This window comes from Luteimonas sp. AC640a (genome assembly GCF_979256585.1).
Genome location: NZ_CEEDOV010000010.1, coordinates 705607 through 731884 on the forward strand (window position 1 = coordinate 705607; position 26278 = coordinate 731884).

General features: G+C 66.5%; 23 protein-coding genes. 16 read left to right on the top strand and 7 right to left on the bottom strand.

Annotation, left to right across the window (positions count from 1 at the left end; all coding sequences use genetic code 11):
• The first annotated feature begins 72 nt into the window (after positions 1 to 72).
• The 13 genes from ACZ9YD_RS12240 (at position 73) to ACZ9YD_RS12300 (ending at position 9894) form a co-directional block, all read left to right on the top strand.
• Entirely contained in the window at positions 73 to 420 is a 348-nt protein-coding gene (locus ACZ9YD_RS12240; protein WP_465075543.1) for an SseB family protein, read from the top strand.
• Positions 421 to 523: 103 nt separating this feature from the next.
• The gene (locus ACZ9YD_RS12245; protein ID WP_465075485.1) at positions 524 to 811 is read left to right on the top strand and encodes a hypothetical protein; all 288 of its coding nucleotides are present in this window, start codon (positions 524 to 526) and stop codon (positions 809 to 811) included.
• Positions 812 to 913: 102 nt separating this feature from the next.
• Positions 914 to 1255 carry a YciI family protein gene (locus ACZ9YD_RS12250; RefSeq protein ID WP_465075486.1) on the top strand — a complete coding sequence of 114 codons (342 nt, stop codon included), beginning with the start codon at positions 914 to 916 and terminating at the stop codon, positions 1253 to 1255.
• Between the two features lie 133 nt (positions 1256 to 1388).
• A complete protein-coding gene (locus tag ACZ9YD_RS12255) occupies positions 1389 to 1700 on the top strand; it encodes a hypothetical protein (RefSeq protein ID WP_465075487.1) in 312 nt (103 codons plus the stop codon).
• Positions 1701 to 1933: 233 nt separating this feature from the next.
• Entirely contained in the window at positions 1934 to 2479 is a 546-nt protein-coding gene (locus ACZ9YD_RS12260; RefSeq protein WP_465075488.1) for a DUF3833 family protein, read from the top strand.
• 111 nt (positions 2480 to 2590) lie between these two features.
• Complete coding sequence (locus tag ACZ9YD_RS12265) at positions 2591 to 3118, top strand: DUF6265 family protein (protein ID WP_465075489.1); 528 nt, start codon at positions 2591 to 2593, stop codon at positions 3116 to 3118.
• A 279-nt stretch (positions 3119 to 3397) separates the two neighbouring features.
• A complete protein-coding gene (locus ACZ9YD_RS12270) occupies positions 3398 to 3937 on the top strand; it encodes a DUF1697 domain-containing protein (protein WP_465075490.1) in 540 nt (179 codons plus the stop codon).
• A 250-nt stretch (positions 3938 to 4187) separates the two neighbouring features.
• Entirely contained in the window at positions 4188 to 4568 is a 381-nt protein-coding gene (locus ACZ9YD_RS12275) for a GFA family protein (RefSeq protein WP_465075491.1), read from the top strand.
• A gap of 2 nt (positions 4569 to 4570) precedes the next feature.
• Entirely contained in the window at positions 4571 to 5392 is an 822-nt protein-coding gene (locus ACZ9YD_RS12280) for a hypothetical protein (protein WP_465075492.1), read from the top strand.
• Positions 5393 to 5484: 92 nt separating this feature from the next.
• Entirely contained in the window at positions 5485 to 5889 is a 405-nt protein-coding gene (locus tag ACZ9YD_RS12285) for a hypothetical protein (RefSeq protein WP_465075493.1), read from the top strand.
• Between the two features lie 264 nt (positions 5890 to 6153).
• A complete protein-coding gene (locus tag ACZ9YD_RS12290; protein ID WP_465075494.1) occupies positions 6154 to 8112 on the top strand; it encodes an SLC13 family permease in 1959 nt (652 codons plus the stop codon).
• A gap of 82 nt (positions 8113 to 8194) precedes the next feature.
• Entirely contained in the window at positions 8195 to 9307 is a 1113-nt protein-coding gene (locus ACZ9YD_RS12295; RefSeq protein ID WP_465075495.1) for a catalase family peroxidase, read from the top strand.
• Positions 9304 to 9894: a cytochrome b gene (locus tag ACZ9YD_RS12300; protein WP_465075496.1), complete on the top strand. Its 591-nt coding sequence runs from the start codon at positions 9304 to 9306 to the stop codon at positions 9892 to 9894. Before ACZ9YD_RS12295 ends, ACZ9YD_RS12300 begins: the two co-directional genes overlap by 4 nt.
• A gap of 227 nt (positions 9895 to 10121) precedes the next feature.
• Here the strand turns inward: ACZ9YD_RS12300 and ACZ9YD_RS12305 are convergent, their stop codons facing one another.
• Entirely contained in the window at positions 10122 to 12911 is a 2790-nt protein-coding gene (locus tag ACZ9YD_RS12305) for a TonB-dependent receptor (protein WP_465075497.1), read from the bottom strand.
• Positions 12912 to 13524: 613 nt separating this feature from the next.
• Between ACZ9YD_RS12305 and htpG the strand changes: the two genes are divergently transcribed.
• The 3 genes from htpG (at position 13525) to ACZ9YD_RS12320 (ending at position 18062) form a co-directional block, all read left to right on the top strand.
• Positions 13525 to 15426 (top strand): molecular chaperone HtpG, encoded by a 1902-nt coding sequence (gene htpG / locus ACZ9YD_RS12310; protein WP_465075499.1) that lies wholly within the window; start codon positions 13525 to 13527, stop codon positions 15424 to 15426.
• 422 nt (positions 15427 to 15848) lie between these two features.
• Positions 15849 to 16649 carry a hypothetical protein gene (locus tag ACZ9YD_RS12315; RefSeq protein WP_465075501.1) on the top strand — a complete coding sequence of 267 codons (801 nt, stop codon included), beginning with the start codon at positions 15849 to 15851 and terminating at the stop codon, positions 16647 to 16649.
• Between the two features lie 24 nt (positions 16650 to 16673).
• Positions 16674 to 18062, top strand: coding sequence for a phospholipase effector Tle1 domain-containing protein (locus ACZ9YD_RS12320; RefSeq protein ID WP_465075503.1), 1389 nt, complete (start codon positions 16674 to 16676; stop codon positions 18060 to 18062).
• 298 nt (positions 18063 to 18360) lie between these two features.
• Here the strand turns inward: ACZ9YD_RS12320 and ACZ9YD_RS12325 are convergent, their stop codons facing one another.
• The 6 genes from ACZ9YD_RS12325 to ACZ9YD_RS12350 all read right to left on the bottom strand — a co-directional run.
• Positions 18361 to 19827, bottom strand: a complete 1467-nt coding sequence (locus ACZ9YD_RS12325; protein ID WP_465075504.1) for an efflux transporter outer membrane subunit — start codon at positions 19825 to 19827, stop codon at positions 18361 to 18363.
• Positions 19827 to 20576, bottom strand: a complete 750-nt coding sequence (locus ACZ9YD_RS12330) for an SDR family oxidoreductase (RefSeq protein WP_465075506.1) — start codon at positions 20574 to 20576, stop codon at positions 19827 to 19829. The genes ACZ9YD_RS12325 and ACZ9YD_RS12330 overlap by 1 nt, the downstream gene beginning before the upstream one ends.
• A gap of 85 nt (positions 20577 to 20661) precedes the next feature.
• Positions 20662 to 23841 carry an efflux RND transporter permease subunit gene (locus ACZ9YD_RS12335; protein ID WP_465075507.1) on the bottom strand — a complete coding sequence of 1060 codons (3180 nt, stop codon included), beginning with the start codon at positions 23839 to 23841 and terminating at the stop codon, positions 20662 to 20664.
• Positions 23842 to 24036: 195 nt separating this feature from the next.
• Positions 24037 to 25221 carry an efflux RND transporter periplasmic adaptor subunit gene (locus ACZ9YD_RS12340; protein WP_465075508.1) on the bottom strand — a complete coding sequence of 395 codons (1185 nt, stop codon included), beginning with the start codon at positions 25219 to 25221 and terminating at the stop codon, positions 24037 to 24039.
• Entirely contained in the window at positions 25218 to 26000 is a 783-nt protein-coding gene (locus ACZ9YD_RS12345) for an SDR family oxidoreductase (RefSeq protein WP_465075509.1), read from the bottom strand. Before ACZ9YD_RS12345 ends, ACZ9YD_RS12340 begins: the two co-directional genes overlap by 4 nt.
• 44 nt (positions 26001 to 26044) lie before the next feature.
• Positions 26045 to 26278, bottom strand: a 234-nt coding sequence (locus tag ACZ9YD_RS12350; RefSeq protein ID WP_465075510.1) for a hypothetical protein, incomplete at its 5' end; no start/stop codon positions are given.

Sequence of the window (26278 nt, forward strand, 5' to 3'; positions counted from 1 at the left end):
CTCCTGCGCGGCTTAACTCAAACGTCGGGTCGCGGAGACGAGATGCATGCAAACGTGTTGTAAGCGCTGATCATTCGTACGACCTCCGAGCCGGCCCTTCGGCCAGAGCTCATCACGATGCTGCTGCGCTCGCGCGTCGCCGTGCCCCTGAATAAAGGGCTGGAGAACGGCGTGCTGCCTGCAGATTTCAAGCCCATGACATTGAATGGCCCTCAAGGCTTTCCGGTGCTGGCGGTCTTTACGAGCCCGGACAAGGCCGCGCCGTTGCTCAAGGAGCAGCCGGAGTTCCAGCACTCTCTGGTCACGGAGTTCAATTGGGCGCTGAAGATCACACGTCCTCCGTTTGGAATCGCGGTCAATCCGGGCTACAAGCACGCGGTCGTGCTCTCACCTGCAGAGGTGGAAGGGTTGGCCGGCTGACAACCGGAAACATAACGGTGTCAGGTTCACTTGATTCCAGCGGAAGCGTCGCGCAAGGCATCAACTGCGAAGGGCGTGGCGCTCCGTCATGTACACGAGTCCTATGAAAGCAAGCGCCCTACATCGATGTTTGTCAGTGCTGGCCGCGGTGACAGTGGCAGGTGCGATTGCGTTCCTTGTCCCCTACATCGCCGGCGCATCGACGTTCGAAGGGAGCGCCGGATACCTGTCGGCCCTGCTCTTTCTCCCGGCGTTGTTGGCGGTTGCGTTGGCGATGCGGGCCTGGGGGAAGCGACTTGTTCCGAACACGTCGGCCTATCGCGCAACCCTGGTGACGTACGGTGTGCTGTCGATTCCGGCCGTCTTCGTGATCGGCACACTCCTGTTCTGACGTGGCGACTGAAGCACCGGTACGAACGCTCGCCACCCGAATAGATAACGGTGCCTGGTTCACGTCCCGCGGCGACGCCGGTCTTCTGCAAGGTGGATCCTGATGGCGAAGTACCTGATCTCCTTCCCTGCCGCTGCGATGGTGGTGCGCGACGCCGAGCTGGAACGCGCCAGCCGCGACTCCCATGCGGTCATCGAAGCGGCGAAAGCGGCCGGCGTCTATGTGTTCGGCGGCGGTGTCGATGCGGGCGTGCCGGTGGTTCGCGTCTCGGGCGATGGCAGCGTTGCTGAAGGCGGCTATCCATCCGGGCCTGAACTTGACGGTGGCTTCGCGGTGCTCGAGCTTCCGTCACGCGACGCAGCGGTGGCGTGGGCCGCGCGGCTCGCAACCGCCTGCCGGTGCGAGCAGGAACTGCGGGTCTTCCACTTCGATCCCGCATCGTGAAGCGCACAGGATCACTGTGCCCATAGCACTTCATGCAACCGGACGGTCGCTTCTGCGCGTTGAGCGCCGCCTTCGAGCCCGGCAAGATGCTCAAATGCGCTTCACAGGCAAAGCGTTCAGGGAGAGGCCGCACGTGTCAAAAGCAATCACCCGTATATCGATCAGAAGCGTGCTTCCGGTCGCCGCGGTCCTGTTCTTCGGACTCGGCGTATTTGCGTCGGTCACTGCAGCTGTGAGCGCGTGGCTCGCGCCGGGACATGTCACCGCCCTTTCGTTGAACGGGCCGATCAGTCTCAGCTTCGACGGAATGCCATCGGCAGGCGTCTTCTTGTTGTATCCGCTGCTCAGCGCGGTCGCGGGTACGGCTTTGGCCGCAGCGCTCGCTTCGTTCTACAACCTGGTGGCCCGCAGGATTGGGCCACTGCGCGTCACGCTGTCGGAGTGACGAGGGCGCTCAGGGGTGCAGCACTGGCAGACTGCTTCTCGTGCTGCGTTGCACCTTGTCATACACGCCCACAACTTTTCATCAGTGCGTTCTTGAGCGATCACTGCGTCAGGTTCACTTGATTTCGCTGGATGCTTTGAGCAGGGCGTGGACTGCGCTGTCGCGTGCAGCCCTCGATCTACATCGCACGGTTTGCCGCCACACTACGTGTCCGTTCCACGCAGGCGTCGAGCATGGCAAGCGCACTGAAATGGTTGTTCCTTGCACTCCTTACTGCGGCGACCGTGGCGTGCTCGCTGGCCGCGGCGCAGGCGCCCGTCGAGTTCACGCCACGCGCTGGATTCGGGGGTGAGAGCGAAGGTCGCGGCACGCTGAAATTCGTCTTTCGCAAGCCGCGCGCCTTCCACGTCACCAGCCACGGCATCGAACAGAGCGACGGGACGTTCCGTCTGGATCAGACCATCACCTTCGCCGGCGAGCCGCCGCAGTCGCGCTTCTGGGTCATGACGCGCACCGCCAGGAATCACTACGCGGCCACGCTCAGCGACGCGGCAGGGCCGGTCGAGGCGACGGTCTCGGGATCGCGCCTGTCGCTGCGTTACAGGGTGAAGGGACCGGTGTTCATGCATCAGGAACTGGTGCTGTCTGCGGACGGGCGCACGATCGACAACGTGGGCGTGGTCAGACTGCTCGGCATTCCGATCGGCCGTCTGCAGGAGACGATTACGCGCAAGGTGCCCGCGTCCAATTCTGACGGCTCGATCGATCCGGGCCTGTAGCACGTTCGGCTTCAGACATGGCGGACCGCCGGTGACGCGCGATGTGGGCGTCGTCATTTGCACCTCGACGTCATCGCCGGTATCAGAGGCACCACCCACACGGGAATCGCCATGCGTGCATCGCCGTCGATTCAAACTTTGGTCTTGGAGGTCCGCATGCGTCAGCTCTCGGTGCTTCTTGCGGCAGGTCTGTGCTTCGGTTGCGCCTCGCCGCTACGTGCAGGCCCACTGGAACCCTTGGCCTGGATCGGGGGCTGCTGGTCGAATCCGCAGGGTGACGCCGGCTCCGGAGAGTACTGGCAGCCACTTGCCGGCGGCACGATGCTGGGCGTCGGCAGACTGATCCGCGACGGCAGGACTGTCGAGCACGAGTTCCTCCGCCTGCATGTGGACGGGCAGAATCAGGTGATCTACACCGCCACGCCTTCGCAGCAGAAGGAGACCGCGTTCGTCGCCACCCGGATTGCCGATGGCACGGCAACGTTCGAGAATCCGGCGCACGATTTTCCGCAGAGCATCACCTACTCACGAGCGAACGACTCGGGCATGTCGGTACGCATCGAAGGCACGCGGAACGGTGCGCAACGCGCCATGGATTTCCAGTTCGAGCGGGTGTCCTGCTCCGCCCAGACGCTGTAAGCCCGCGAGCTTTTGACCCAGGGCACGGGCCGGTTCGGCTTGAATGCCTGCCGTTTCGACAGACTGTGTCCGGAAGCAGCGCCGCTCACGGGCGGTGCGACATCACGCGAGGCCGCAATCGCGTAGGCGGCACGTCGTGCGGCAGCTGATCGATGCGATCAGGAGATACACGCGTTCGCATGTCGTCCCGCAGCTCCGTTACGACACCGCTGATTCCGCTCCGGGAGTGCCTTGCGTTGCTGCACACTCGCGGTGCGCCCAACATGCCGGATGATCGCCATGCCTCGTTTCGTCGTTCTGCTCCGTGGCGTCAATGTCGGCAAAGGCAACCGCGTGTCGATGGCGGCGTTCAAGCAACTGCTCGAATCCCTGGGCTGCACGCAGGTGCGGACGTTGCTCAACAGCGGCAATGCGGTGGTCACTGCGCCGGTGCGTTCGACGGCGAAGTTCGCGCAGACCATTGCCGATGCGTTGTCCACGCAGATGGGCGTGTCGACGCCGGTGATCGTCAAGTCGGCAGCGGAGGTGGACCGCATCGTCAGCGAGAGCCCAGTGGCGCCGGCCGAGTCGGCGCATTCGCGGTGTCTGGTGATCTTCGCGCAGGCACCGGAAACGTTGCGGCTGCTGGACGATCTGCAGCCACTGGCGGTATTGCCGGAGCGGCTGGTCGTCACCGGCGACGCCGGCTATCTGGAATGTCCGGCCGGCTTGCTGGAGAGCAAGGTTGCGCCGGCGTTGTTGGGCAAGGCAGGTCGCGCATTGACGACCCGCAACTGGGCGACGGTACTCAAGCTGCGCGCGTTGCTCGACGCGGGGTGATGCAGCTTGGGTGACTGCGGTGCGCGAATGAACGCTGGGACGTGCGGCGCGCCTCAAAGATGATTGAGGATCATGTTGCCCGTCACGAATGCGAGGAAGCTGACGGTGACGTACGGGCACTCGCCAAGCCTGACAGGTCGCAAGCGGATTCGTTTTTCACTGTCCGCCCGACGGGCAGCGCGGCGCGTCTTCCACCGACGGCACGTGGGATCATAGTTCGCGCCCACGCAGGCCATCCAGGATCCATGCAATGCACACCGTCACCGGCACCTGTCACTGCAAGGCCGTCGAATTCGAGGTCGATCTGATCGACGGCTTCGAGAACATCCGCCGCTGCAACTGCTCGATCTGCAGCCGCAAGGGCGCGGTGATGGCCGGCGTGACGCTGGACCGCCTGCGGGTGACCCGCGGTGCAGACGTGCTGACGCTGTATCAATGGAACACGAAGATCGCCAAACACTGGTTCTGCAGTGTCTGCGGCATCTACACGCATCACCAGCGTCGCAGCGCGCCGAACGAGTACGGGTTCAATCTGGCGTGCATCGAGGGCGTGGATCTGACGGCGATCGGGGAGATCGGACGCAGTAATGGGGCGGCGCGGAGTCTGGTCGACGCACGGGACAGCGCGTAACCATGCGCGTCGGACCGACGCTCGCTACGCGCGTTGCGGACCGGCTCGACACGGGCGACGTGCTTGTCTACGCGCATCGCGACTACTGCGGGATGGGTCTCGCGAAGGACGGCGACCTCTATCTCTACGATGCCGTCAATGATGGTGACCCACCGACGCGTGCAGCCGGGCCGCAGTCGTCCAGTGAGCGGCAGGTCTTCGCTGGGCGCCTGCCGTTCGTGGACTGGCTGTCGGAGCAGTCCGATGCGTCCCTGTCAGGACAGGATCTCGAAGACAGCTTCCTGCGTCACAACCAACGTCTGACGCTGGAACGCCTGGAACGCTTCGCCGCCGGGGCGTCACCCGCTGCAATACGCGCGCTCGATGAGGGAGATGCAGCAACCGGATCCGTGTGGCGGTTCGTGCTGATGACCACACTTCTGCTCTTTGGTGGTCTGGAGCTGGCGGACCTGCTGCTGCTCTCACCGCCTCCGGTCGACGCCGGGTTGTCGGATGTGCCGATCGGGCTTTTCCTGGCGGTGGCAATCCCGATCGGCATTCTGGAGGGGCTGTTCTGGACGGTGGGTTGCATCGAACTCGCTGCACGTTGGCTGCGATCTGCGTCGGTCGGCGCGGTCATCGGCATCGTTGGCTACGGTGCGGTGTTCCATTGGTCGGGTGGCGCGCTGGCGATTCTGGTGTCCACATGGATCGTGCTGGTCCTCAATGTCGGCTATCTGCTGCTGCGATCACGATCGCGCAGGACTGCGGTGATCTCGACGCTCGCGCACAAGGTGCTCTTCATGCTGTACGCCGCGCACGGGATCTACATCGCAACGCCGTAGCGCGCACCGGCGGGATCCTCGGCGAGCGTTGCCGCCTGCTAGCATTCCCCCGCCGTCGTCATTCCGGCGACGCAGCACGCAAGGGGATTGCAATGCGCAATTGGGGAATCAGCGCCGTACTGGCGCTGTCGGTCGCGGCGTCGGGGATGGTCGCGGCCAATGATGGACAGACGCGGGAAGTGCCGTCGCAGGATGGCTCGTTCACCGGCGAAATCGTGGGCACGCCCGCCGAGGGCAGCAAGTTCGCGCAGCTGCAGATCGGCATGAGCATGCAGGATGTGCAGGACCTGATGGACGGCACGCCGGACCGCTTCCACACCTATGAATCGGGCAAGCGCTGGATTCCGTTCTACTTCGGCAATGACGCCACGCGCCTGCAGGCGTTGTTCCGCGACGAGGGCTGCCTGATCTTCACCGGCGGCAATGTCTGGGGCGGCGCAGGTGGCGATCTGATCCAGATCGAGGTCGATCCGTCGGGCGATTGCTACCAGCCCTGATCGGATCTGTCCGCGTGCATCACGCGGGCGACGGTGAGGCTGGTGCATCCAGCCTCACCCCGGCGGTGCACGCCATGGCATGCCACGTGGACCGCGCTGTGTGGGGGCGCTGCGCGCAATAGCTGGCACGCGCGCAGCACATCCCGCGTCGCATCGATACGGGCACACCGCACCGGCACAGATCCGATGGTGCACACGCGCTTGCACTTGCCGCATACGGGCGTGCTTTAGTCTGCCGCACGCCCTTTCCATCACAGTGCCACCGTGCAGACTGACCAGATCCTGATTCTCGCCATCCTGGCTGCGACTGTCGGCATGTTCCTGTGGAGCCGCTGGCGCCACGACATGGTGGCCGGCGCGGCGCTGCTGCTGTGCGTGCTGGTCGGGCTGGTGCCCGGTGGCGATGCGTTCGCGGGCTTCGCCCATCCGGCCGTCATCACCGTGGCCTGCGTGCTGGTGTTGAGCCGTGGGCTGCAGACCTCCGGCGCGGTGGATGCGCTGGCGCGCGTGGTGCTGCCCGCGAAGGCCGGGCCGATGCTGACGATCGCCGCGTTGACTGCGCTGGCCGCGCTGCTGTCGGCCTTCATGAACAACGTCGGCGCGCTGGCGCTGTTGATGCCGGTGGCGATCCAGATCGCACGCAAGCAGGCACTGGCACCGGGCCAGGTGCTGATGCCGCTGGCGTTCGGCTCGATCCTCGGCGGCATGACCACGCTGATCGGCACGCCGCCGAATCTGATCGTCTCGGGCTTCCGCGCGCAGACCGATGCCGGTGCGTTCACGATGTTCGACTTCTCGCCGGTCGGTGTGGCGGTGGCGGTCGCCGGCGTGGTGCTGATCGCACTCGGCGGCTGGAAGCTGGTGCCGGCGCGCAAGAATGCGGGCGTCGATGGCTTCGATACCGGCGCCTATCTCACCGAGGCGCGCGTGCCCGAGGGCGCGAAGGCGGTCGGCAAGACCGTGCGCGAGATCGAGACGATCCTCGACGAACACGAAGCGCAGATCGTCGGCATGGTGCAGGCCGAGTTCCGCGTGCATGCGCCCAACCCCTCGCGCAGGGTGCGGGCCGGCGACATCCTGGTGCTGGAAGCGGAGGCGGACGCACTCGCCGGTGCGCTGTCGAGCCTGGGCCTGGCGCTGGAGGAAGCCGTCGACGACGAAGACGACGAAGCGGACGCGGACAGCGACGACACCGCGCCGGCCACTTCGGAGGCAGGCGCGCCTGACCGCGAGACCGCCGCGCACCACGCCACGCGCACCGACGCACAGGCCGGCACCGGGACGCACGCTGCGGGCATCGAGCCCGCAGACGATGCGGCCGACGACGAGGACGAAAAAGACAAGGACGAAGCACGCACGCCGCACAGCGACATCGTGCTGCAGGAGATCGCGGTGTTGCCGGGCTCGACTCTGGTCGGACGCACCGCGATCGACCTGTCGCTGCGCACGCAGTACAGCATCAACCTGTTGGCGTTCGCGCGCGAGGGCGAGCGCTCGATGAAGCGGCTGCGTTCGCGCGTATTCCGCGCCGGCGATCTGCTGTTGCTGCAAGGCACGCAGGATTCGATCAGCGCGTTCGTCGCGCAGTTCGGCGGCGTGCCGCTGGCCGAGCGCGAGTTGCGCATGCCCGACCGGCGCAAGGCGCTCACCGCCTCGGCCATCCTCGCGCTGTCGGTGGCCGCTGCCGCGTTCGGTCTGGTGCCGGCGGCGGTCGCGTTCGCGCTGGGCGTGCTGGCCTCGATGGTGCTGCGCACCGTGCCGCCGCGCGAGGTCTACACCGCCATCGACTGGCCGGTGATCGTGCTGCTGGCGGCGCTGATTCCGGTGGCCGGCGCGATGGAAGCGACCGGCACCGCGGACCTGATCGCACGCTTCCTGTTCGACACCGTCGCGCAGGGCCATCCGATCGTCGGCCTCGCCCTGGTGCTGGTGGTGACGATGACCCTGTCGGACCTGATGAACAACGCGGCGACTGCGGCCGTGATGTGTCCGATCGCGATCGGCGCGGCGACCACGCTCGGCGTCAGTCCCGATCCGTTCCTGATGGCGGTGGCGGTCGGCGCGTCGTGCGCGTTCCTCACCCCGATCGGCCACCAGAACAACACCCTGATCCTGGGCCCGGGTGGTTTCCGCTTCGGCGATTACTGGCGGCTGGGACTACCGGTGCAGGTGGTGGTGATTGCAGTGGCGATGCCGATGCTGCTGCTGGTGTGGCCGCTGTAGTCCGCGCACGTCGCTGGCGGCCTGCACACGGTGCGCATCCGCCGCGCGTATGCTCGGCCGCAGCCACCTCCGGGACGCCACGATGTCACCTTCCGCACCACCGCCGCGCACGCCGGCGTCCCGCCCTCTGGGTGCCTACGTGGCCATCGCCGCGATCGTCGCTGCGCTGGCCTTGCTGTTCGCGTGGGTCGCGGGCTGGCTGACGCCGCAGCGGCTGACGCCGGCGCGCATGACCGATGCGATCGAAGGCACATCGGCGGAGGCCTACCCGGGATTCCGCCGGGCCCATGCGAAGGGCGTCTGCGTGGTCGGCCATTTCGAAGGCAGCGAGGCGGCCGCGGCACTGACGAAAGCGCGGGTCCTGGCACCGGGCAGCACGCCGCTGCTGGGCCGCATGTCGATCGGCGGCGGCTCGCCCTACGGCTTGGACGCACAGGCACGCGTGCGCAGCATGGCGCTGGTGCTCAAGGGCGACGACGGCCAGGAATGGCGCATGGCGATGAACAGCTTTCCGTTCTTCGGCGTCGCCTCGATCGAAGCCTTCCACGCGCAGGCCGTCGCCGGCGCGCCGGACCCGGCCACCGGCAAGCCCGATCCCGCGCGTATGGCCGCCTTCGCGCAAGCACATCCGGAAAGCGCGAAGTTCGGCGCATGGGCCAAGTCCGCGCCGTGGTCCGACAGCTTCGCCAGCACCCAATTCAACGGTATCCATGCATTCCGTTTCACCGATGCCAACGGCGGCAGCCGCATGGTGCGTTGGGCGATGCGCCCGCAGGCGCCGTTTGTCGAGATGTCGGCCGCGCAGCGTGAGGCCGCCGATGACGACTACCTGCAGCAGGAATTGCAAACGCGTCTGGCATCCGGCCCGCTGCGCTGGGACATGGTCGCGACGGTCGCAGGACCGGAGGACGACACCGCCGATCCGTCGATCGCATGGCCGGACGATCGCGAGCAGGTCGTGCTCGGCACTGTCGTCATCGAAAGCGCATCACCGCAAGCCACCGGCGCCTGCCGCGACCTGAACTTCGACCCGACCTTCCTGCCGCCGGGTGTCGCGGTCTCCGACGATCCGATCCTCGCCGCGCGCGCAGCGGTGTACGCGCAGTCGTTCGACCGCCGCGAGCGCGAGATCGCCACCGGCAGCGGCGCACCGGCCACGACCGGCGAGCGGCCCACGAAGGAGGAAGCACCATGAGCACGCACGCGCCCCGCCACTTCAACGGCCTCGCCCGAGTGCTGCACTGGAGCATGTCGCTGATGGTGCTGGCGATGCTGTTCGTCGGTGTCGGCATGGTCGCTTCGATGACGCTGCGGCCGACGCTGGTGGACCTGCATCGTCCGCTCGGCATCGCGATCCTGCTGCTCGCCGTCGTGCGCCTGGTCAACCGCCTGTTCCACACCCCGCCGCCGCTGCCCGCCGACCTGCCGCGCTGGCAGGTGTTCGCCGCGCACGCCTCGCACTGGGCGCTGTACACGCTGCTGTTCGCGATGCCGCTGATCGGCTGGGCGATGGTGTCGGCGGCCGGCAATCCGGTGACCCTGTGGTCGGGATTCGCACTGCCGCCGATCGCCCCGCACGACCCGGCGGTCTACAGTCTGCTGCGCACCGCGCACACCTGGCTGGCGATGCTGCTGTTCGCCACGGTGCTGATGCATCTCGCCGCTGCGCTGTTCCACGCCTGGGTGCGCCGTGACGGCGTGTTCGAGGCGATGGCGAGCGGCGAATCCGCGCCGCCGCCGCGCGAGGTCGATACGTCGCATCTCGGGACGCGCGGGAACTGAGGTCGAACCTGCGCGGTGCTCTGCGCAGCGCGGCGTGATCTGTTTTTGCGATGGATGTCCCATCGCGCGCTTGCATAGGCATCGGATGTCGGTCCGGCGTGTGTGCGCTTTGAGACGCTATCTGGGAACGCCCTGAAAATCGCGTGTATCCCGGCATGCCTTCCGCATAACGCTCTTCACCACAACGCCCCGGCACTACCGGGGCGTTGTGGTGTCTCACATGACACTCAGTCGAACTTGAACTTCGCGCCGACCGTGAAATAACGCCCGATCGCACCACTGAAATCCATCGGGTTGTAGTTGATCGCACCGTAGGTCAGCGGGTCGAGCGGCGCGATGCGGTCGGTGACGTTGTTGACCGAGCCGAACAGTTCCCAGTGAGCGGTGGGCATCCAGCGCGCCGACAGGTCGACGGTGTAGAACGAGGCGAGCTCGCAACCGCTGGGTGCGTCGTCGCCATTGGCGAACCCGTTGGCGCATTCGGTGTCGCCGGCCTCGGTGACATTGCGGATGCTGTCGCGCCAGTTCACGACGCTGCTGATCGAAAACGCATCCATCTCCCATGTCGCGCCGAAGTTCGCCTTGTTCTTCGGCGTGCCGATGCAGTTGGTCACATCGCAGTTGCCGTGGGTGCCGGCGAACTCGTAGACGGTGCCGTCGAGATCCTCGCGCTCGAACGCACTGATGTGGGTGAACTGCAGATCCAGCCGCAGATTGCCCGCACCGAGGTCGAAGCGTTGCTCCATATCGACGTCGAAGCCTTCAACGGTGGTCGACGACGCGTTCTCGTAACCCACTAGCACCGCGAGAATCGAGCCGCTGCCCGGCGTGCCGGGAATCTCGTTGGTGCCGCGCACGACGTTGTCGCCGCCGGCCGCGATCGCTGCGTCCGCACTGCCACCGAAGATCTCGTCGGTGCGGCGGATACGGAACGCATCGAACGCGAGGGAACCGCCGGTCCATGGCGACAGCACGAAGCCCACCGTTGTGCTCTTCGACTCCTCGGGCTTGAGGTCGGGATTGGGCGAGGTGATCAGCGCGATCGGGGCGGCATCGCAATCCTGTGGTTCGTTGCCTGGTGCGGCGCAACGCACGGGATCAACTGCTGTGCTGAAAGCCGCGAGGCCGCCGGTACCCGCTTCTGCCGGGTTCGGGGCACGGAACCCTTCCGCATACGTGCCGCGCACTGCGATCCGGTCCGTCGGTGACCACTTCACGCCGACCTTGGGCGTCGTCGCGGTATCGCCACCGTCATACTTGTCGACGCGCAGCGCGCCGGTCAGCTCCAGACTTTCGAGCACCGGTGCCTGCAGTTCGGCGTAGGCGCTGGTGACCTTCTCCACGCCGCCGTAGGCCGAATAGCCTAGACCGATGATGTCGCCCTGGTCGGTGAACGTCTGCGGCGTGAGCAGCACGGACTGGCGCCGGTACTCGGCGCCGAGCGCGAGCCCGAGCGCGCCGCCTCGCAGATCCATCAACGGGCGTGTGACCTTGGCATCGAAGATGTCGAGCCGCGTGCGGCCGGTCGCGCTGATGCGCGGCGAGATGTAGTCGTACAGCGCCTGCGAGTTTTGGCCGCCGTTGTCGCCGATACGCCAGTAACTGACGGGGCTGTTCGGATCTTCCAGTGCGGTCTTGACGTGGCTGTACTGCAGGAAGCCGGTGCGCTCGTTGGTCAGATCGGTGCCCGAATGCAGGTAACCGACGTCGTAGTCCCACGCACCGGCCGTGCCCTTGAAGCCCAGCAGCAGGCGGACGAACCGGCTGTCGTTGTAGGTCACGCGCGGGCCGACATCGAACGCGGTGTAACGCAGCCGGTTCGCGGTGCCCGGATACGGATTGTCCGGATGGTCCGGGCCGAGCACGGTGGCGCCGGGGCCGGGATCACTGGCGTTGACCGGACCACCGGGGAACCCCCAGGCACCAGAGACGCCCGAGGGCGTGTTCTGGAACGTCGTCTTCTTGTTCGCCGCGCTGAGTTCCATGTACAGCTCGCCGGTATCGCCCACCGCGAACGCCGCGCGCGAGAAGAAGTTCACGTATTCCTCTTCAGGCGAGAGATCACGGAACTGCGCGACATCCCACAGGCAGCCGCCTGCCGGATCCTGCGGCGTCACGTTCGACAGCCCCGCGCACCCCGGCAGCGATTCGAACAGGCCGGTGTTCGGATTCTCGATCGCGCCGCTGGGGCCACCACCCGCACCGGTGCCGCCGCCGGTGATACGACCGGGCAGATTGGTGCCGATCGCATAGCCGTAGGGGCGCAGGTCGCCGGTGCCGATCCACTTGCGATCGCGCCGGTCGCGCACGCGGATCGCGTCAGTCTTGGCCGCCTCGATGCTGAAGAACGCGTTGTAGCCGTCTTCGCTCATGCTGCCGGTGCCCGCGGTCAGCGAGGCCTTGGGCTGATCGCCGCCGCCATCGCCGGACCAGCCGTAGGACACGCTGGCGATCGCGCCTTCGAAATCGTCGCGCAGGATCACGTTGACCACGCCGGCGATCGCATCGGAGCCGTAGATCGACGACGCACCATCCTTGAGGATCTCGATGCGCGCGACCGCGTCCAGCGGAATCGTGCTGAGGTCAGTGAAGACCTTCTGTCCGTCATCGGCGAGTCCAAACGGTGCCATGCGCCGCCCGTTGAGCAGCACCAGCGTGGACCCCGCGCCCAGGCCGCGCAGCGAGATCGCCGAGCCGCCGCCAGCGAAGCCATTGCCGAAACTCTTGGGCACCGAGCCGGCGCCATCGACCGACAGGCTCTGCAGATACTCGCCGACCGTGGTCTTGCCGGTGCGGTCGATCTGCTCGCGCGAGATCACCTGCACCGGCGACGCGGTTTCGGTATCGGTCCGCGGGATGTTGGAACCGGTCACCGTGATGCGGTCGAGCGTCGTCGGTTGTCCAGTACTGCTCTGGGCCGACGCTGCGATCGGCAGCGCGAGCGCGCAGAGCGCGGCGGGAACAGCAAGGCTGAGACGGGTGCGTCGCACCCCGAAACCACGGTTGATCGTGTGCATCGGAAGATCCTCAGGCGTCAACTTGCATGGATGGCGGTTGCAGGGATCGCGCCCATCTAATCTGGAGCGACTACGCGCAGTTAATATTTGGTTAACGTGCTGCTCCCGTGACGAAGCGCTATTAACGGGGTTTATCTCTCTGAATATTCAACGCGGATTTAGCGCACAGGGCTATTCATCTCCTGGGGAAGCAGGAAATCGCTATTCAGATTCCTTCGTAAGACGCGGCTGCGTCCCAAGGCGGCACGCAATTAACGCCACTGGACAACGCGGCTGCCACGCACCAGATCGATATCTTCCAGAGGCGACACGAACATCCGATCCTTGAGGCGCGACTGACGGAACCGCGGGCCGTCCCGCGTGCCAGGCCGGCGCCACTTCTCCAATGGCGAGCCGATGGCGGCAGCCCAGCCCGCGCCGCTGGACGCACGCGACCGCTCTGCACTGGACGGATGTCTAACGCCGCTTCGATTCGGATGTCGACGAAGCGCTGTGGACAGCGTCTCGAACGCTGGCCGGGCGTCATCACCCGGCCGGTCCATCGCGCCTTGATTCCTCACCATCCACACCAATATCGACCGCTCGCACCACCTCCACACGGACGCCGCACGCAATGACCGCACCCGCCGAAACCCGCAAGTTCGAAGCCGAAGTCGCCCAGGTCCTGCATCTGGTCACGCACTCGCTCTACTCGCACAAGGAGATCTTCCTGCGCGAGCTGATCTCCAACGCCTCCGACGCCTGCGACAAGCTGCGATTCGAGTCGATCGCCAGCCCCGACCTGCTGGCCGGCGACGGCGAGCTGCACATCGATGTCAGCTGGGACAAGGCGGCGCGCACGGTGACGATCCGCGACACGGGCATCGGCATGGATCGCGACGACGTGGTCGCCAACATCGGCACCATTGCCAGCTCCGGTACGCGTCGCTTTCTCGAAGCGATGAGCGGTGAGCAGAAGGCCGACGCGCGCCTGATCGGCCAGTTCGGCGTGGGCTTCTACTCGGCCTTCGTGGTCGCCGACCGCGTGACCGTGCTGACCCGCCACGCGGGCGCGGCGCCCGAGGCCGGCGTGAAGTGGGAAAGCGACGGCCGCGGCGAGTATTCGCTGGAGACCGTCACCCTGCCCGAGCGCGGCACCACGGTGATCCTGCATCTCAAGGCCGACGAGGACGAATTCCTCGACGGCTGGAAGCTGCGGTCGCTGGTCACCAAATACTCCGACCACGTCGCGTTCCCGATCCGCATGCCCAAGGACGCGCCGATGCCGGCCGAGGGCGAAGACGCGGCCAAGGCCGACGCCGCGCCGGAGTGGGAAACCGCCAACGACGCGTCCGCGCTGTGGACCCGACCCAAGTCGGAGATCAGCGACGAGGAATACCAGGGCTTCTACAAGGCGCTGGGCCACGATTTCAACGACGCGGCCGCATGGACCCACAACCGCGTCGAAGGCAGCCAGAGCTTCACCACGCTGCTGTATCTGCCGTCGCAGCCGCCGTTCGATCTGATGATGGGCGGGCGCGACGAACGCAAGGGTTTGAAGCTCTACATCAAGCGAGTGTTCGTCATGGACGCCGCCGAGGAACTGCTGCCCAACTACCTGCGCTTTGTGCGCGGCGTTGTCGATGCCGACGATCTGCCGCTCAACGTCAGCCGCGAACTGCTGCAGCACAACCGCCAGCTCGACCGCATCAAGGGCGCGTGCGTGAAGCGCGTGCTCGATCTGATCGAGAAGCTGGCCCGCGACGAACCCGAGAAGTTCACCGCGTTCTACAAGGCCTTCGGCAACACGCTGAAGGAAGGCATCGTCGAGGACGCGACCAACCGCGAGCGCATCGCGAAGCTCCTCCGCTTCGCATCGACCAAGGGCGAGGGCGCCTCGCAGACCGTATCGCTGGACGATTACATCGGCCGCATGCCGGTCGGCCAGGACACCATCTGGTACATCACCGCCGATGGCCACAAGGCCGCTGCCGGCAGCCCGCAGCTCGAAGCCTTCCGCGCGAAGGACATCGAAGTGCTGCTGATGTTCGACCGCATTGACGAATGGATGCTCGGCAGCCTGCACGAGTACGCCGGCAAGTCGATGAAGAACGTCGCCAAGGGCGAACTGCCGCTCGACGAGGCCGACAAGGCGAAGCAGGCCGAAGCCACCACTGCTGCCGCGCCACTGGTCGAGCGCATCAAGACCCTGCTGGGCGAGCGCGTCGGCGATGTGCGCGTGTCCGCGCGTCTGACCGATTCGCCGTCGTGCCTGGCGCTGGCCGACTACGAAATGGCCCCGCACCTCGCCCGCCTGCTGCGCGAAGCCGGCCAGGACGTGCCGGAGAGCAAGCCGACGCTCGAGATCAACCCGCAGCACGCGCTGCTGCAGCGGATCGAAAGCGAAGCGGATGATGCGAAGGCGACCGATCTTTCGACACTGCTGCTGGAGCAGGCCGAGATCGCCGCGGGCGCGCCGCTGCCGGATCCCGCTGCGTTCGTGCAGCGGATGAACCGGGTGCTGTTGGGCGGTTGAACCGGGCTGCCGAAGCGCATGCAGCCCTCCAGCTGCGGCCTTAAGTCTTGAGCCCTCCCCCGCACGCGGGGGAGGGTTGGGTGGGGGCAAACGTTCCGAGCGCATGACGCGTGACGCGCGCGACCTGTCTGTAGCTGCCGTGCCGCTTTGCGTGTGCGACACAACAGCTATAAGACGCGCTCTTATGCTGTGGACGATGAGCCGCATTGCGCCCGGTCAGGCTTGCAAGTTCGTTGTGTTCCAGAGCGTGTCCGCCCTCACCCCAACCCCTCTCCTGGAGGGAGAGGGGCTCGAAGCGTGCACATCGTGATTCCGGACCGCGCGCGGCGTCTGATAGCCCCTCTCCCCCCGGGAGAGGGGTTGGGGTGAGGGGGCTTTGGCTTGAGGGACACCTCATCGCCTGACCGCATGTCGATGCGCTCATGAACTGCCTGCCCGCCAACCCCCACACAGCGACCCGGCATGCCCCGATTCCATGCAGCATCGGCTTGCGCCATCCTGTGCATCTCCGCCCGCGTCCGTTCGAACCCGCCGGACAGATCGAGCAAGTGCCGGGACGCACGGCGGAACCGTTCAACGGCAGGAGCACGACGATGGCCCACAGGATCGGGCAGCCGCATCGATATGGCAGGCCAGCGCAGCGGATCGCGGCCGCGATCATCGCCACTGCACTCACAACGACAGGATGCCAGGGCATGGCGGCAACACAGGACTCCAACGCAGTGCCCCCGGCCAATGCGGACCCCCGCATCGTGGCCGACTGGCCACTCAGGTTCATGCGCCACAACTTCGGGATCGCAACCTACGCGGTGCAGGAGTGTCTGGTGGTTTACGCGGACCGTCCGCACACGAGCGGACCGCGTCCCGCGCTCGAAGACGTGCACCCCAACTCGCTAAAGGCCAAGACCGCGAACCACCTCATGATCCGGAACTTCCCACCGCCCGCCGTGGTGAAGTGGAAGAGCCGCGACGGCACGCCGCTGGAGGCTGACGTCGATATCGGTGAGATCTTCAAGAATGAACTGGTCGTCCACGAAACCCCACGCGAAGAGATGTCCGAGTACACGCCGATGGTGAACCCTGACGTCATCATGGAAATCAACGACCGCACGATCAATGTCTACATGAAGGCATTCATCTCGTTGAAGGCGCCACGTATTCCCGGCAATCGCTACAGCAACTCACGAAGCGACCTCGTGCTGGCGTGGAGCAGAACGTACTGATCCGGATCCACATGGAGGTGGAGCATGGGCGGGAATCGACATCCCGATGGGGTGCGGGCGGATGCCGCGACAGCCGCGCAGCTCGTGAGTTTCGAGCAGGCCGAACGCGCACTCGAGCGTTTTACTGCACCATTCCTGCTGGATGAGGAGAAGCCTGAGCAACGCCTGTTCGTTGCGTCCTTCGACGGCACCGGAAACAGCAAGCGCGATCCGGCAAAGTTCACCAATGTCGCGCTTGTCGATGAGCAGATTCGCAGCTACGCGCGGGCAGCAGAAGACCGACTCGGCTATGTGCCAATCCATGCCGGCTACGTTGCGGGGCCAGGTACGCAGGGTGGCGTCAGCGGCATGATCGATGCCGCGTATGGCGGCAGCTACGAAGCGCGTATCGAAGACATGTATCTTCAGTTCGCCATCCAAGCCCAGAAATGGCTGATCGAGAATCCAGACTCCGACATTCGCATCCTGGCCACCGGCTTCAGCCGTGGAGCGGAACAGGCGGCCGGGTTTACCCGACTCGTGGAAGAACGCGGCGTCCAAGATCCGACAGACGCAGTCGTCAAACGCAATGTGGATGGCCTGATCGTTGGCCAGGTGTCGTATCCCAATCCGCCGCTGCGCGAACCCGGTACCGTGATCCAGGCCGCGGCGTTGTTCGATCCGGTCGGCACCGGCGCACCGCGGCAGAATGACCGGCGCCTCGCGGAGTCCGTCGTGTCCGCGTTCCAGATCACGGCGATGAGCGAGCGGCGCAATCTGTTCCAGGGCACATGGATCACCGATTTCGGAACCACGTCGGATGGCCGCTTCCTCAACGTCGGCGTTGCGGGCGCGCACAGCGACATCGGTGGCGGCTATCGGCGTGATGGGCTCGGAATTCTTGCGGGGAATCTCGGGATCGACTACCTCAACAGCATGATCCGGCCGCCGCCGCTGGAAAAGCGCGCGCTTCCCGACGATCCAGATCGATACGTGGTCCATAGGTCCGAAGAGCATCTCTCCATCTACGGCACTTCGGTCTTCGACAAGGCGGGCGGGCGTGGCATGCGAGATTTGTTGGCCCCGCCGTCGCTGTGCCAGATCGATTGCCGCGACGCGATGCCGCGCAACGAGGCGATGGCCGCGGCGCTGGAGTGGCAGCGTGTCGGAATCGGCCCGGTGCAGGGCAGTGTGCCGGTGCGCGATGCAGGTCTGGAGACCTCCGCGTTCGCGAGTGATCTGCTGTCATCTGCCGCGCGCGAGGATGGGCATGCAATCTCCGAACGCTTGCGCGAGCAGCTGGCGAGTGATGCCGGACAGGCGTGGCTACAGCAGGGATTCGAAGCGCTGGAGCGGCAGTCGCGCGATGTCGCTGGACGCGGTGGCCCGCATGTCTTGGCACCGGCGCATGAGTTGGACGGACCTGCGCTCTGATCGATTCGGGTTTGCGCATGCGAGAGATCTGACCCTCATCAGAGACAACCGATCTCAGCAGAGCAATTTTGCTTATCCATCTGTCATCCCGGCGAAAGCCGGGATCCAGTGTCTTTGGTGCTTCACGAATCGCGACTTACCCAATCAAGCCACCGCCCGAATCTGGCTTAGAGGGCGCATGCGTAGCGAGTGGGAGGCACTGGATCCCGGCTTGACCAGACATTCGTCCGTTAGAAGCCGCCGGGATGACGGGCTCCGAGCAGTAGCAGCCCCGATCAATGATCTGAGGCGATGGCCCTCAGCGCACCCCCGCCGTCTCCCGCGCCGGCAAGGTCTGCGGCCAGCCTCCCGCAAGCGCGCGATAGAGCGCGACCGCATCCGTCGCAGTGCGCGTGCGGCCCGAAGCGAAGGCGTCCTCTGCCTGCAGCTGCGTGCGCTCGGCGTCGAGGACTTCCAGCAGGCTGGTGCCGCCGGCGTCGAAACGCAGGCGGGCGAGTTGGGCGGCGCGGGCGCTGTCGCGGGCGGCGCGTTCGAGTTCGACGTCGGCGTCGTGGGCGCGGTCGAAGCGCACCAATGCATTGCCGGTGTCTTCGAGCGCGCGCAGCACGGTCTGCTGGTAACGCGCGAGTTCCATCGAGGCGTCGGCGTCGGCTGCGGCGATGCGTGCACGCACGCGGCCGATGTCGAGGAACGACCAGTCAATGCCGAGCGCGACCAGTCGCGTTTCGCTGTCGCGGCCGAACAGCGCGTCGATGTCACCAGCCTGGCTGCCGATCAGGCCGCCCAGCGTGAGCCGCGGGAACAGATCCGCCGTCGCGACGCCAACGCGCGCGGTCGCCGAGTGCAGGCGATGCTCGGCCGCGGAGACGTCGGGACGCAGACGCAGCACGTCGGCCGGCGTGCCGGGATCGATCGCGCGCGGCACCGCAGGCAATGCGCGCGCGACGGTCAGCTGCGCACGCAATGCATCGGGCGTGCGCCCGGTCAGCACGGCGATACGATGCGTCGCGACGGCGATCTCGGCTTCCAGCATCGGGATGCGTGCTGCCGTCGACGCGGCTTGCGCTGACGCACGCGCGCTATCGAAATCGCTGTCCTGTCCGGCATTGCGACGTGCGTCGACCAGCGCCAGCGTGTGCTGCTGGTTGCCGGCGTTCTCGGTCGCCACACGCAAGCGTTCCTGCAGGCCGCGCAGATCGAGATAGGCCGTCGCCACTTCGCCGACGATCGCAACCTGCAACGCGCGCAGATCATCCGCGCTCGCGGCCACATCGGCACGTCCGGCCTCGACGCTGCGCCGCACGCGGCCGAACAGGTCGAGTTCCCAGCTCGCGCCGACGCCGACGTCGAAGCTGTCGGTGTCGCGTGCATCACGCGGCACGCCGGGCGCCTGGTCGGCACTCGCATGATTGCTGCTGGCGGTTCCGCTGGCATCGATCGTCGGCAGCTGGTCGAAACGCGTACCGCGCAGCAATGCGTTCGCGCGGTCATAGCGGGCAAGCGCGATGCGCAGGTCGTGGTTCGCGAGCAGCGTGTCGTCGACCAGCGCGTTCAACTGCGGATCGCCGAACGCCTGCCAGAACGCGGTGTCGGCCACTAACGGCGCGGCGGTGGCGGTCGCGGGGCTCGCGGTCGCCGTGGTCGCATCCGGCGCGGCAGTGCCTTCGAAGGTCTGCGGCACCGCCATCGACGGCCGCACGTGTTCGGGGCCGACGGCGCAGGCGGCGAGCAGCGCTGCCGCCAGCACCGTGATCAGTGGGCGCATCACCACGGCAGCACCTCATCGAGATAGAAGTAGCCGCCGGTCGGGCCAGCATCGTCGATCAGCGCGAGACGCACGCTGGTGCGCGCGCCATCGGCGACTTCGAGTTCGCCGTTCTGTTCGTCGCCCGACTTGTTCATGTCGGTGCGCACGTAGCCCGGATGGATCGTGTTGACCTTGATGCCGGCGTCCTTGAGCACGTGCGCTAGGTGCACGGTCCACGCGTTCACTGCGCTCTTGGACACGTTGTAGGCCGGCACGCCCTTGAAGTCGTAAATGAAGGACTCGGGGTTCTGGTGCTCGCTGATCGAGCCGAGCAGGCTGGACACGTTGACGATGCGACCGGCTGCCGACTTGTGCAGCAGCGGCAGCAGCGCCTGCGTGGTCGCGATCAGGCCGAACACGTTGGTCTCGAACGTCGTGCGCCAGGTGTCGATCGACTGGCCGGCGGTGCCGAGCTGCGGATCGTCGGCAATGATGCCGGCGTTGTTGACCAGGATGTCGAGCCGCCCGTGACGGTCTTCGATGGTCTTCGCCGCCGCGGCGATGCTGGCGGCATCGGTGACGTCGAGCGCAATGGCTTCGACCGGCAGGCCGTCGGCCTGCAGCTTCAATGCGGCTTCGACGGCGCGCTCGCGATTGCGACCGGCCAGCAGCGTGTGCACACCGGCTTCGGCGAGCTGACGCACGGTTTCCAGACCGATGCCGCGGGTGGCACCGGTGACGAGGGCGATGCGGGACGAAGTGTTCATGGATGACTCCTGGTGGGGGGATGCGGGCCGCGGCCGCGCGCGGGGGCGCGGCCTGGCTCGAAGAAGGAAATGTGTGCGACGTGGCTCATGCGTGCGTGCTGCCGACCGGTGCGTCATGCGGCACCGGCTTGTGCGACACCACCGGGGTATTGGCGAGCTTGCGCAATGCGACGTAGAACACCGGCGTCAGAAACAGGCCGAAGAGGGTCACGCCCAACATGCCGGCGAACACGGTGACGCCGGTGATCGAGCGGACTTCCGCACCTGCACCCGTCGACAGCACCAGCGGCACGGTGCCGGCGATGAAGGCGACCGACGTCATGACGATCGGACGCAGACGCAGACGGCTGGCTTCCAGCGCGGATTCGACGATGCCCTTGCCCTGCATTTCCAGTTCGCGGGCGAACTCGACGATCAGGATCGCGTTCTTGCATGCCAGGCCCATCAACACGACCAGCCCCACCTGCACGAACACGTTGTTGTCGCCGCCTGCCAGCCACACGCCGAACAGGGCGGACAGCAGCGTCATCGGCACGATCAGGATCACCGCCAGCGGCAGCGACCAGCTCTCATACAACGCCGCGAGCACGAGGAATGCCAGCAGCACCGCGAGCGGGAACACCACCATCGCCGCACCGCTCTGGTTCGACTGCTGGTAGCTCAGGTCGCTCCAGCCGATGCCCATACCGGCCGGCAGCACCTGTCCAGCAAGCTCGGTGACCTTGGCCATGGCCTCACCCGAAGACAGCACGCGCGGGTCGGCATCGCCCAGCAGATCAGCGGCGGGATAGCCGTTGAAGCGGATCACCGGATCGGGGCCGTAGGTCTGGCGCACGTTGACCATCGAACCCACCGGCACCATCTCGCCCGCTGCATTGCGCGTGCGCAGGTTGGCGATGTCGGTCACCTCGTCGCGGAACTGGCCGTCGGCCTGGGCGATGACCTGCCAGGTGCGACCGAACATGTTGAAGTCGTTGACGTAGGCCGAACCCAGATAGGTCTGCAGCGTGTCGAACAGTTCCGTCAGCGGTACGCCCTGCGCCTTCGCCTTGACGCGGTCTACGTCGGCATCGAGCTGCGGCACGTTGGCCTGGTAGCTGCTGATCGGATAACCGAGACCCGGCGTTTGCATCGCCGCGCCCTGGAACGCCTGCACGGCCGCCTGCAGTTCGCCGTAGCCCAGACGCGTGCGGTCCTCGACGAACAGCGACCAGCCCGAACCGTTGCCGAGGCCCTGGATCGGCGGCGGCATGAAGGCGAAGGTGAAGCCTTCCTGGATCGTCGAGAACTTCTGGTTGAGTTCTGCGGTGATCTCTTCGGCGGTGCGCGAGCGCTCGCTGAAGGGATCGAGAGTGAAGAAGATCACGCCGTTGTTGGGCGTATTGGTGAACTGCAGCGGGTTGAGGCCCGGGAACGCGATCTCGCTGGCGACGCCGTCCACTTCATTGGCGAGCGCGGCCATCTTCTTCAGCACCACGTCGGTGCGCTCGATCGACGCGCCCTCGGGCATCTTCACGCCGGCGATCACGTACAGCTTGTCCTGCACCGGAATAAAGCCGGCCGGCACCACCTTGAACATCACGCCCGCGCCGACCAGCAGCACCGCGTAGACCAGGAACACCGCACCGCGACGGCCCAGCGAACGCGACACCGCGCTCTCGTAACGCTCCGAACTGCGGTTGAAGAAACGGTTGAACGGACGGAACAGCCAGCCGAACAGGCGATCGATGATGCGCGTCGCGCGATCCTTCGGTGCGTCGTGCGCGCGCAGCAGCTTCGCGGCGAGCGCCGGCGACAGGGTCAGCGAATTGATCGCCGAGATCACCGTCGAGATCGCGATGGTCACCGCGAACTGCTTGTAGAACTGGCCGGTCACACCGGTCAGGAACGCCATCGGCACGAACACCGCACACAGCACCAGCGCGATCGCGATGATCGGGCCGGAGACTTCCTTCATCGCCAGATGCGCGGCCTCGAGCGGCGTGGCGCCGAGTTCGATATGCCGCTCGACGTTTTCCACCACGACGATCGCGTCATCGACCACGATGCCGATCGCGAGCACCAGCCCGAACAGGGTCAGCGTGTTGATCGAATAGCCGAGCAGATACAGCACCGCGAACGTGCCGACGATCGACACCGGCACCGCGAGCAGCGGAATGATCGACGCGCGCCAGGTCTGCAGGAACAGGATCACCACCAGCACCACCAGCAGCGTGGCTTCGATCAGCGTGACCACGACCGACTTGATCGAATCGCGCACGAAGATCGTGGTGTCGTAGATCGACTGGATCTCCACGCCCGGCGGCAGCTGCGGGCGCAGCTCGTCCATCTTCGCGACCACACCGTCGCGGATGTCGAGCGCGTTCGCGCCAGGTGCCTGGAAGATGCCGATCGCGGCCGCGTTCTTGCCGTCGAGGCGCGCACGCAGCGTGTAGTCGCCGGCAGCGAGTTCGATACGCGCGACATCGGCCAGACGCACCAGCTCACCATCGGCGCCGGACTTCAGCACGATGTCGCCGAATTCCTGGACGCTCTCCAGCCGACCCTTCGCGTTGATCGGCAGCAGGAAATCGCTGCCGTTGGGCATCGGCTCGGCGCCGAGCTGGCCGGCGGACACCTGCACGTTCTGCTCGCGCACCGCGCGCACCACATCGCTCGCGGTCATGCCGCGTGCGGCGATCTTGTCGGGATCGAGCCACAAGCGCATCGCGTAATCGCCACCACCGAACAGCTGCGCATCGCCGACGCCGGTGATCTTGGCCATCTCGTCCTTGACGTGAAGCCGCATGTAGTTGCGCAGGTAAAGCGAGTCGTAGCGGCCGTCTTCCGAGGTCAGATGCACGACCATCAGGAACACCGGCGACTGCTTCTGCGTGGTCACGCCTTGCCGTCGGACATCCTCGGGCAATCGCGCCAGCGCCTGGGCCACGCGGTTCTGCACGCGCACCGCCGCTTCGTCGGCATCGGTGCCGGGCTTGAAGGTCACGGTGAGCTGCAGCACGCCGTCGGAGCCGGCGACGGACTTGACGTACATCATGTCCTCGACACCGTTGATGGCTTCCTCGAGCGGCGTCGCCACGGTTTCGGCGATCACCTTCGGGTTGGCACCGGGATACACGGTGCGCACGACCACCGAAGGCGGCACGACCTCCGGGTATTCGCCGATCGGCAGCAGCGGGATGGCGATCAGGCCACCGGCGAAGATCAGGATCGACAGCACCGCGGCGAAGATCGGCCGGTCGATGAAGAAGCGGGAGAAGTCCACGGGGAAATCCTTGTGGGCGGCGCAGGGGCCGTTTGGAGAAAAATCGAAACAGCGAACCCTTCTCCCTTGGGGACAACGTGCCCTCGGGGTAGAAGGTGGCCCGGAGGGCCGGATGAGGGCGGGGCAATCCCGGTGCGACCGGCAGCCCTCACCCCAACCCCTCTCCCGAGGGGAGAGGGGCTCAAGCAGCGCGCGTCAGTGCTTCGCGACCGCCTCGATCGGCTGGCCACCACGCATCGCAATCGCCTTCGGCGCGACCGGCATGCCCGGCATGAACACCTTCTGCACGCCGTTGACGATCACCCTGTCGCCGGCGGCGAGGCCCGATTCGACGACGCGCAGGCCCTCGACGACGCGGCCGGGCACGATGTCGCGACGCTGCGCGGTGTTGTCCTCGCCGACGACGTAGACGAACTTGCGGTCCTGGTCGGTGATCACAGCCTTGTCGTCGATCAGGATCGCCGGCCGCGCGGCCGCGCCTTCCAACTGCACGCGGGCGAACAGGCCCGGGGTGAAGCGGCGATCCGGATTCGGCAGTACGGCGCGAGCGCGCACGGTGCCCGTCGTGGGATCGATCTGGTTGTCGAGGAAGTCGACGGTGCCGACGTGCGGATAGCCGGTCTCGTCGGCCAGACCCACGCGCACCGCGTTGTCGGCATTGGTGCGTGTCCCGGCACGCGACATCGCCTGGTGGCGCAGATAGGTGCGTTCGTCGGTTTCGAAGTAGACGTGCACCGGATCCTGCGAGACCACGGTGGTCAGCATCGACGCATCGGCCTGGGCGAGATTGCCGGTGGTCAGCATCGCGCGACCGGCGCGACCGGCGACCGGGGCACGCACTTCGGTGAATGCCAGATCGAGTCGCGCGGTGTCGACCGCCGCCTGGGCGCCGCGCACCGCGGCTTCGGCTTCGGCGCGACCGGCGCTGCGGGCTTCGAAATCGTCGCGCGAGATCGCGCTGGCATCGATCAGCGACTGTGCGCGTGCGTGACGCGTGGTCGCCAGCTGGGCATCGGCGCGGGCGCGGGCGAGTTCGGCTTCCGCGCGCTGCAGCGCGGCGCGATACGGACGCGGGTCGATGACGAACAGCAGGTCGCCCTGCTTCACTTCATCGCCTTCGGCGTACGCCACACGCTGCACGTAACCGCTGACGCGCGGTCGCAGTTCGACGCTTTCGATCGCGGCGATGCGTCCGGTAGCGTCGTTCCAGTCCTGCACCTGTTCCGACAGGACGGCGGCGACGCCGACATCCGGCGGTGGCGGCTGGTTCTGTTCCTGGGCCTGGGTGTCGCAGCCGGCGATGACGAGTGCGACGGCCACGGCGAGACCAGTCGCGGAGAGGGCGCGCCACGCGCGCGGTGTGAGGTGGGAGCGGATCATGAGCGTGATTCCTGGGGGGAGGCGGCGGTGGCGAGGCGACGCAGCAAGGCGCTGGCATCGGTCTGGTGGGAATGGGTGGGTGCGCAGGGGCCGACGTCGAGGTCGTCGGACAGGCCGGGCGGGCGCACGGCCGCACCGATCGGGAAGCGCACGAGGGCGACGTCGGCATTCGCGGCGCCATCGACCAGACGCAGCGCGTGGTCGGCGATCGCATCGACATCCGGCCACTGCGCACGCGCATGGGCGGCGTTGGCATCGCAGCGCACCGGCGAATCAACGGCGAGCATCTGCACGCGCACCGGCAGCGTGCGGGCTTCTTCGTGCAGCACCCGCGCGAGCATCCGCAGCGCGGACGCGCCGATCGAGTGATGGCCGTAGCCGGACCACGGCTGGTCCGCGCCCGGGCCGCCCACCAGCACATAACCGGCGCGCGGCTGGGTGGCGAGCAGCGGCAGCAGATGCCGCGCGATGGCGAGATGTGGCAGCAGGTCTTCGTCGAGACGGCGACGCAGGAAGTCGGCAGGTGCATCGAGCACACGCTGGCTGCCGGCGGCGCCGCGGATCGCCGCGATCACCGCACCCGGCGCCGGGCCGGGCAGTGCACGCAGGCGCATGGCGAGATCGGCCGCGTCACCGTCGCTGCGGATATCCGCGAACAGCGTGGTCAGTCCGGCACCGTGTTTGGCCTGCAGCTGGTCCAGCGCTTCGGCGTCATTGGCGACCGCGATCGTGCGGCGCCCGGCGGCCAAGGCCTGCGCAACCACGCGCGTTCCGACCATCCCGGTGGCGCCCACAATCACCAGAGGCGCCCTGATTGTCCCTTTCATGGGATTTTGTCTCCCGAAAACCGGTCTTCGATCGATGCCGGGGCACTGCGGCGGCGGGCATCGCCGGGCAGCCAGGACCACAGCCAACCCCAGCCGGCATGGCCGGCCTGGAGCCGCTTGGGGGTGGCGATCCGGGCGCTAGACGATTGATTCGGCGGGATTTCCATGCGCATCCCGCGGCGACGCGCGGGGGCGGTCGCGGGGCGTGGCGCGGGATGCGCATGGAAATC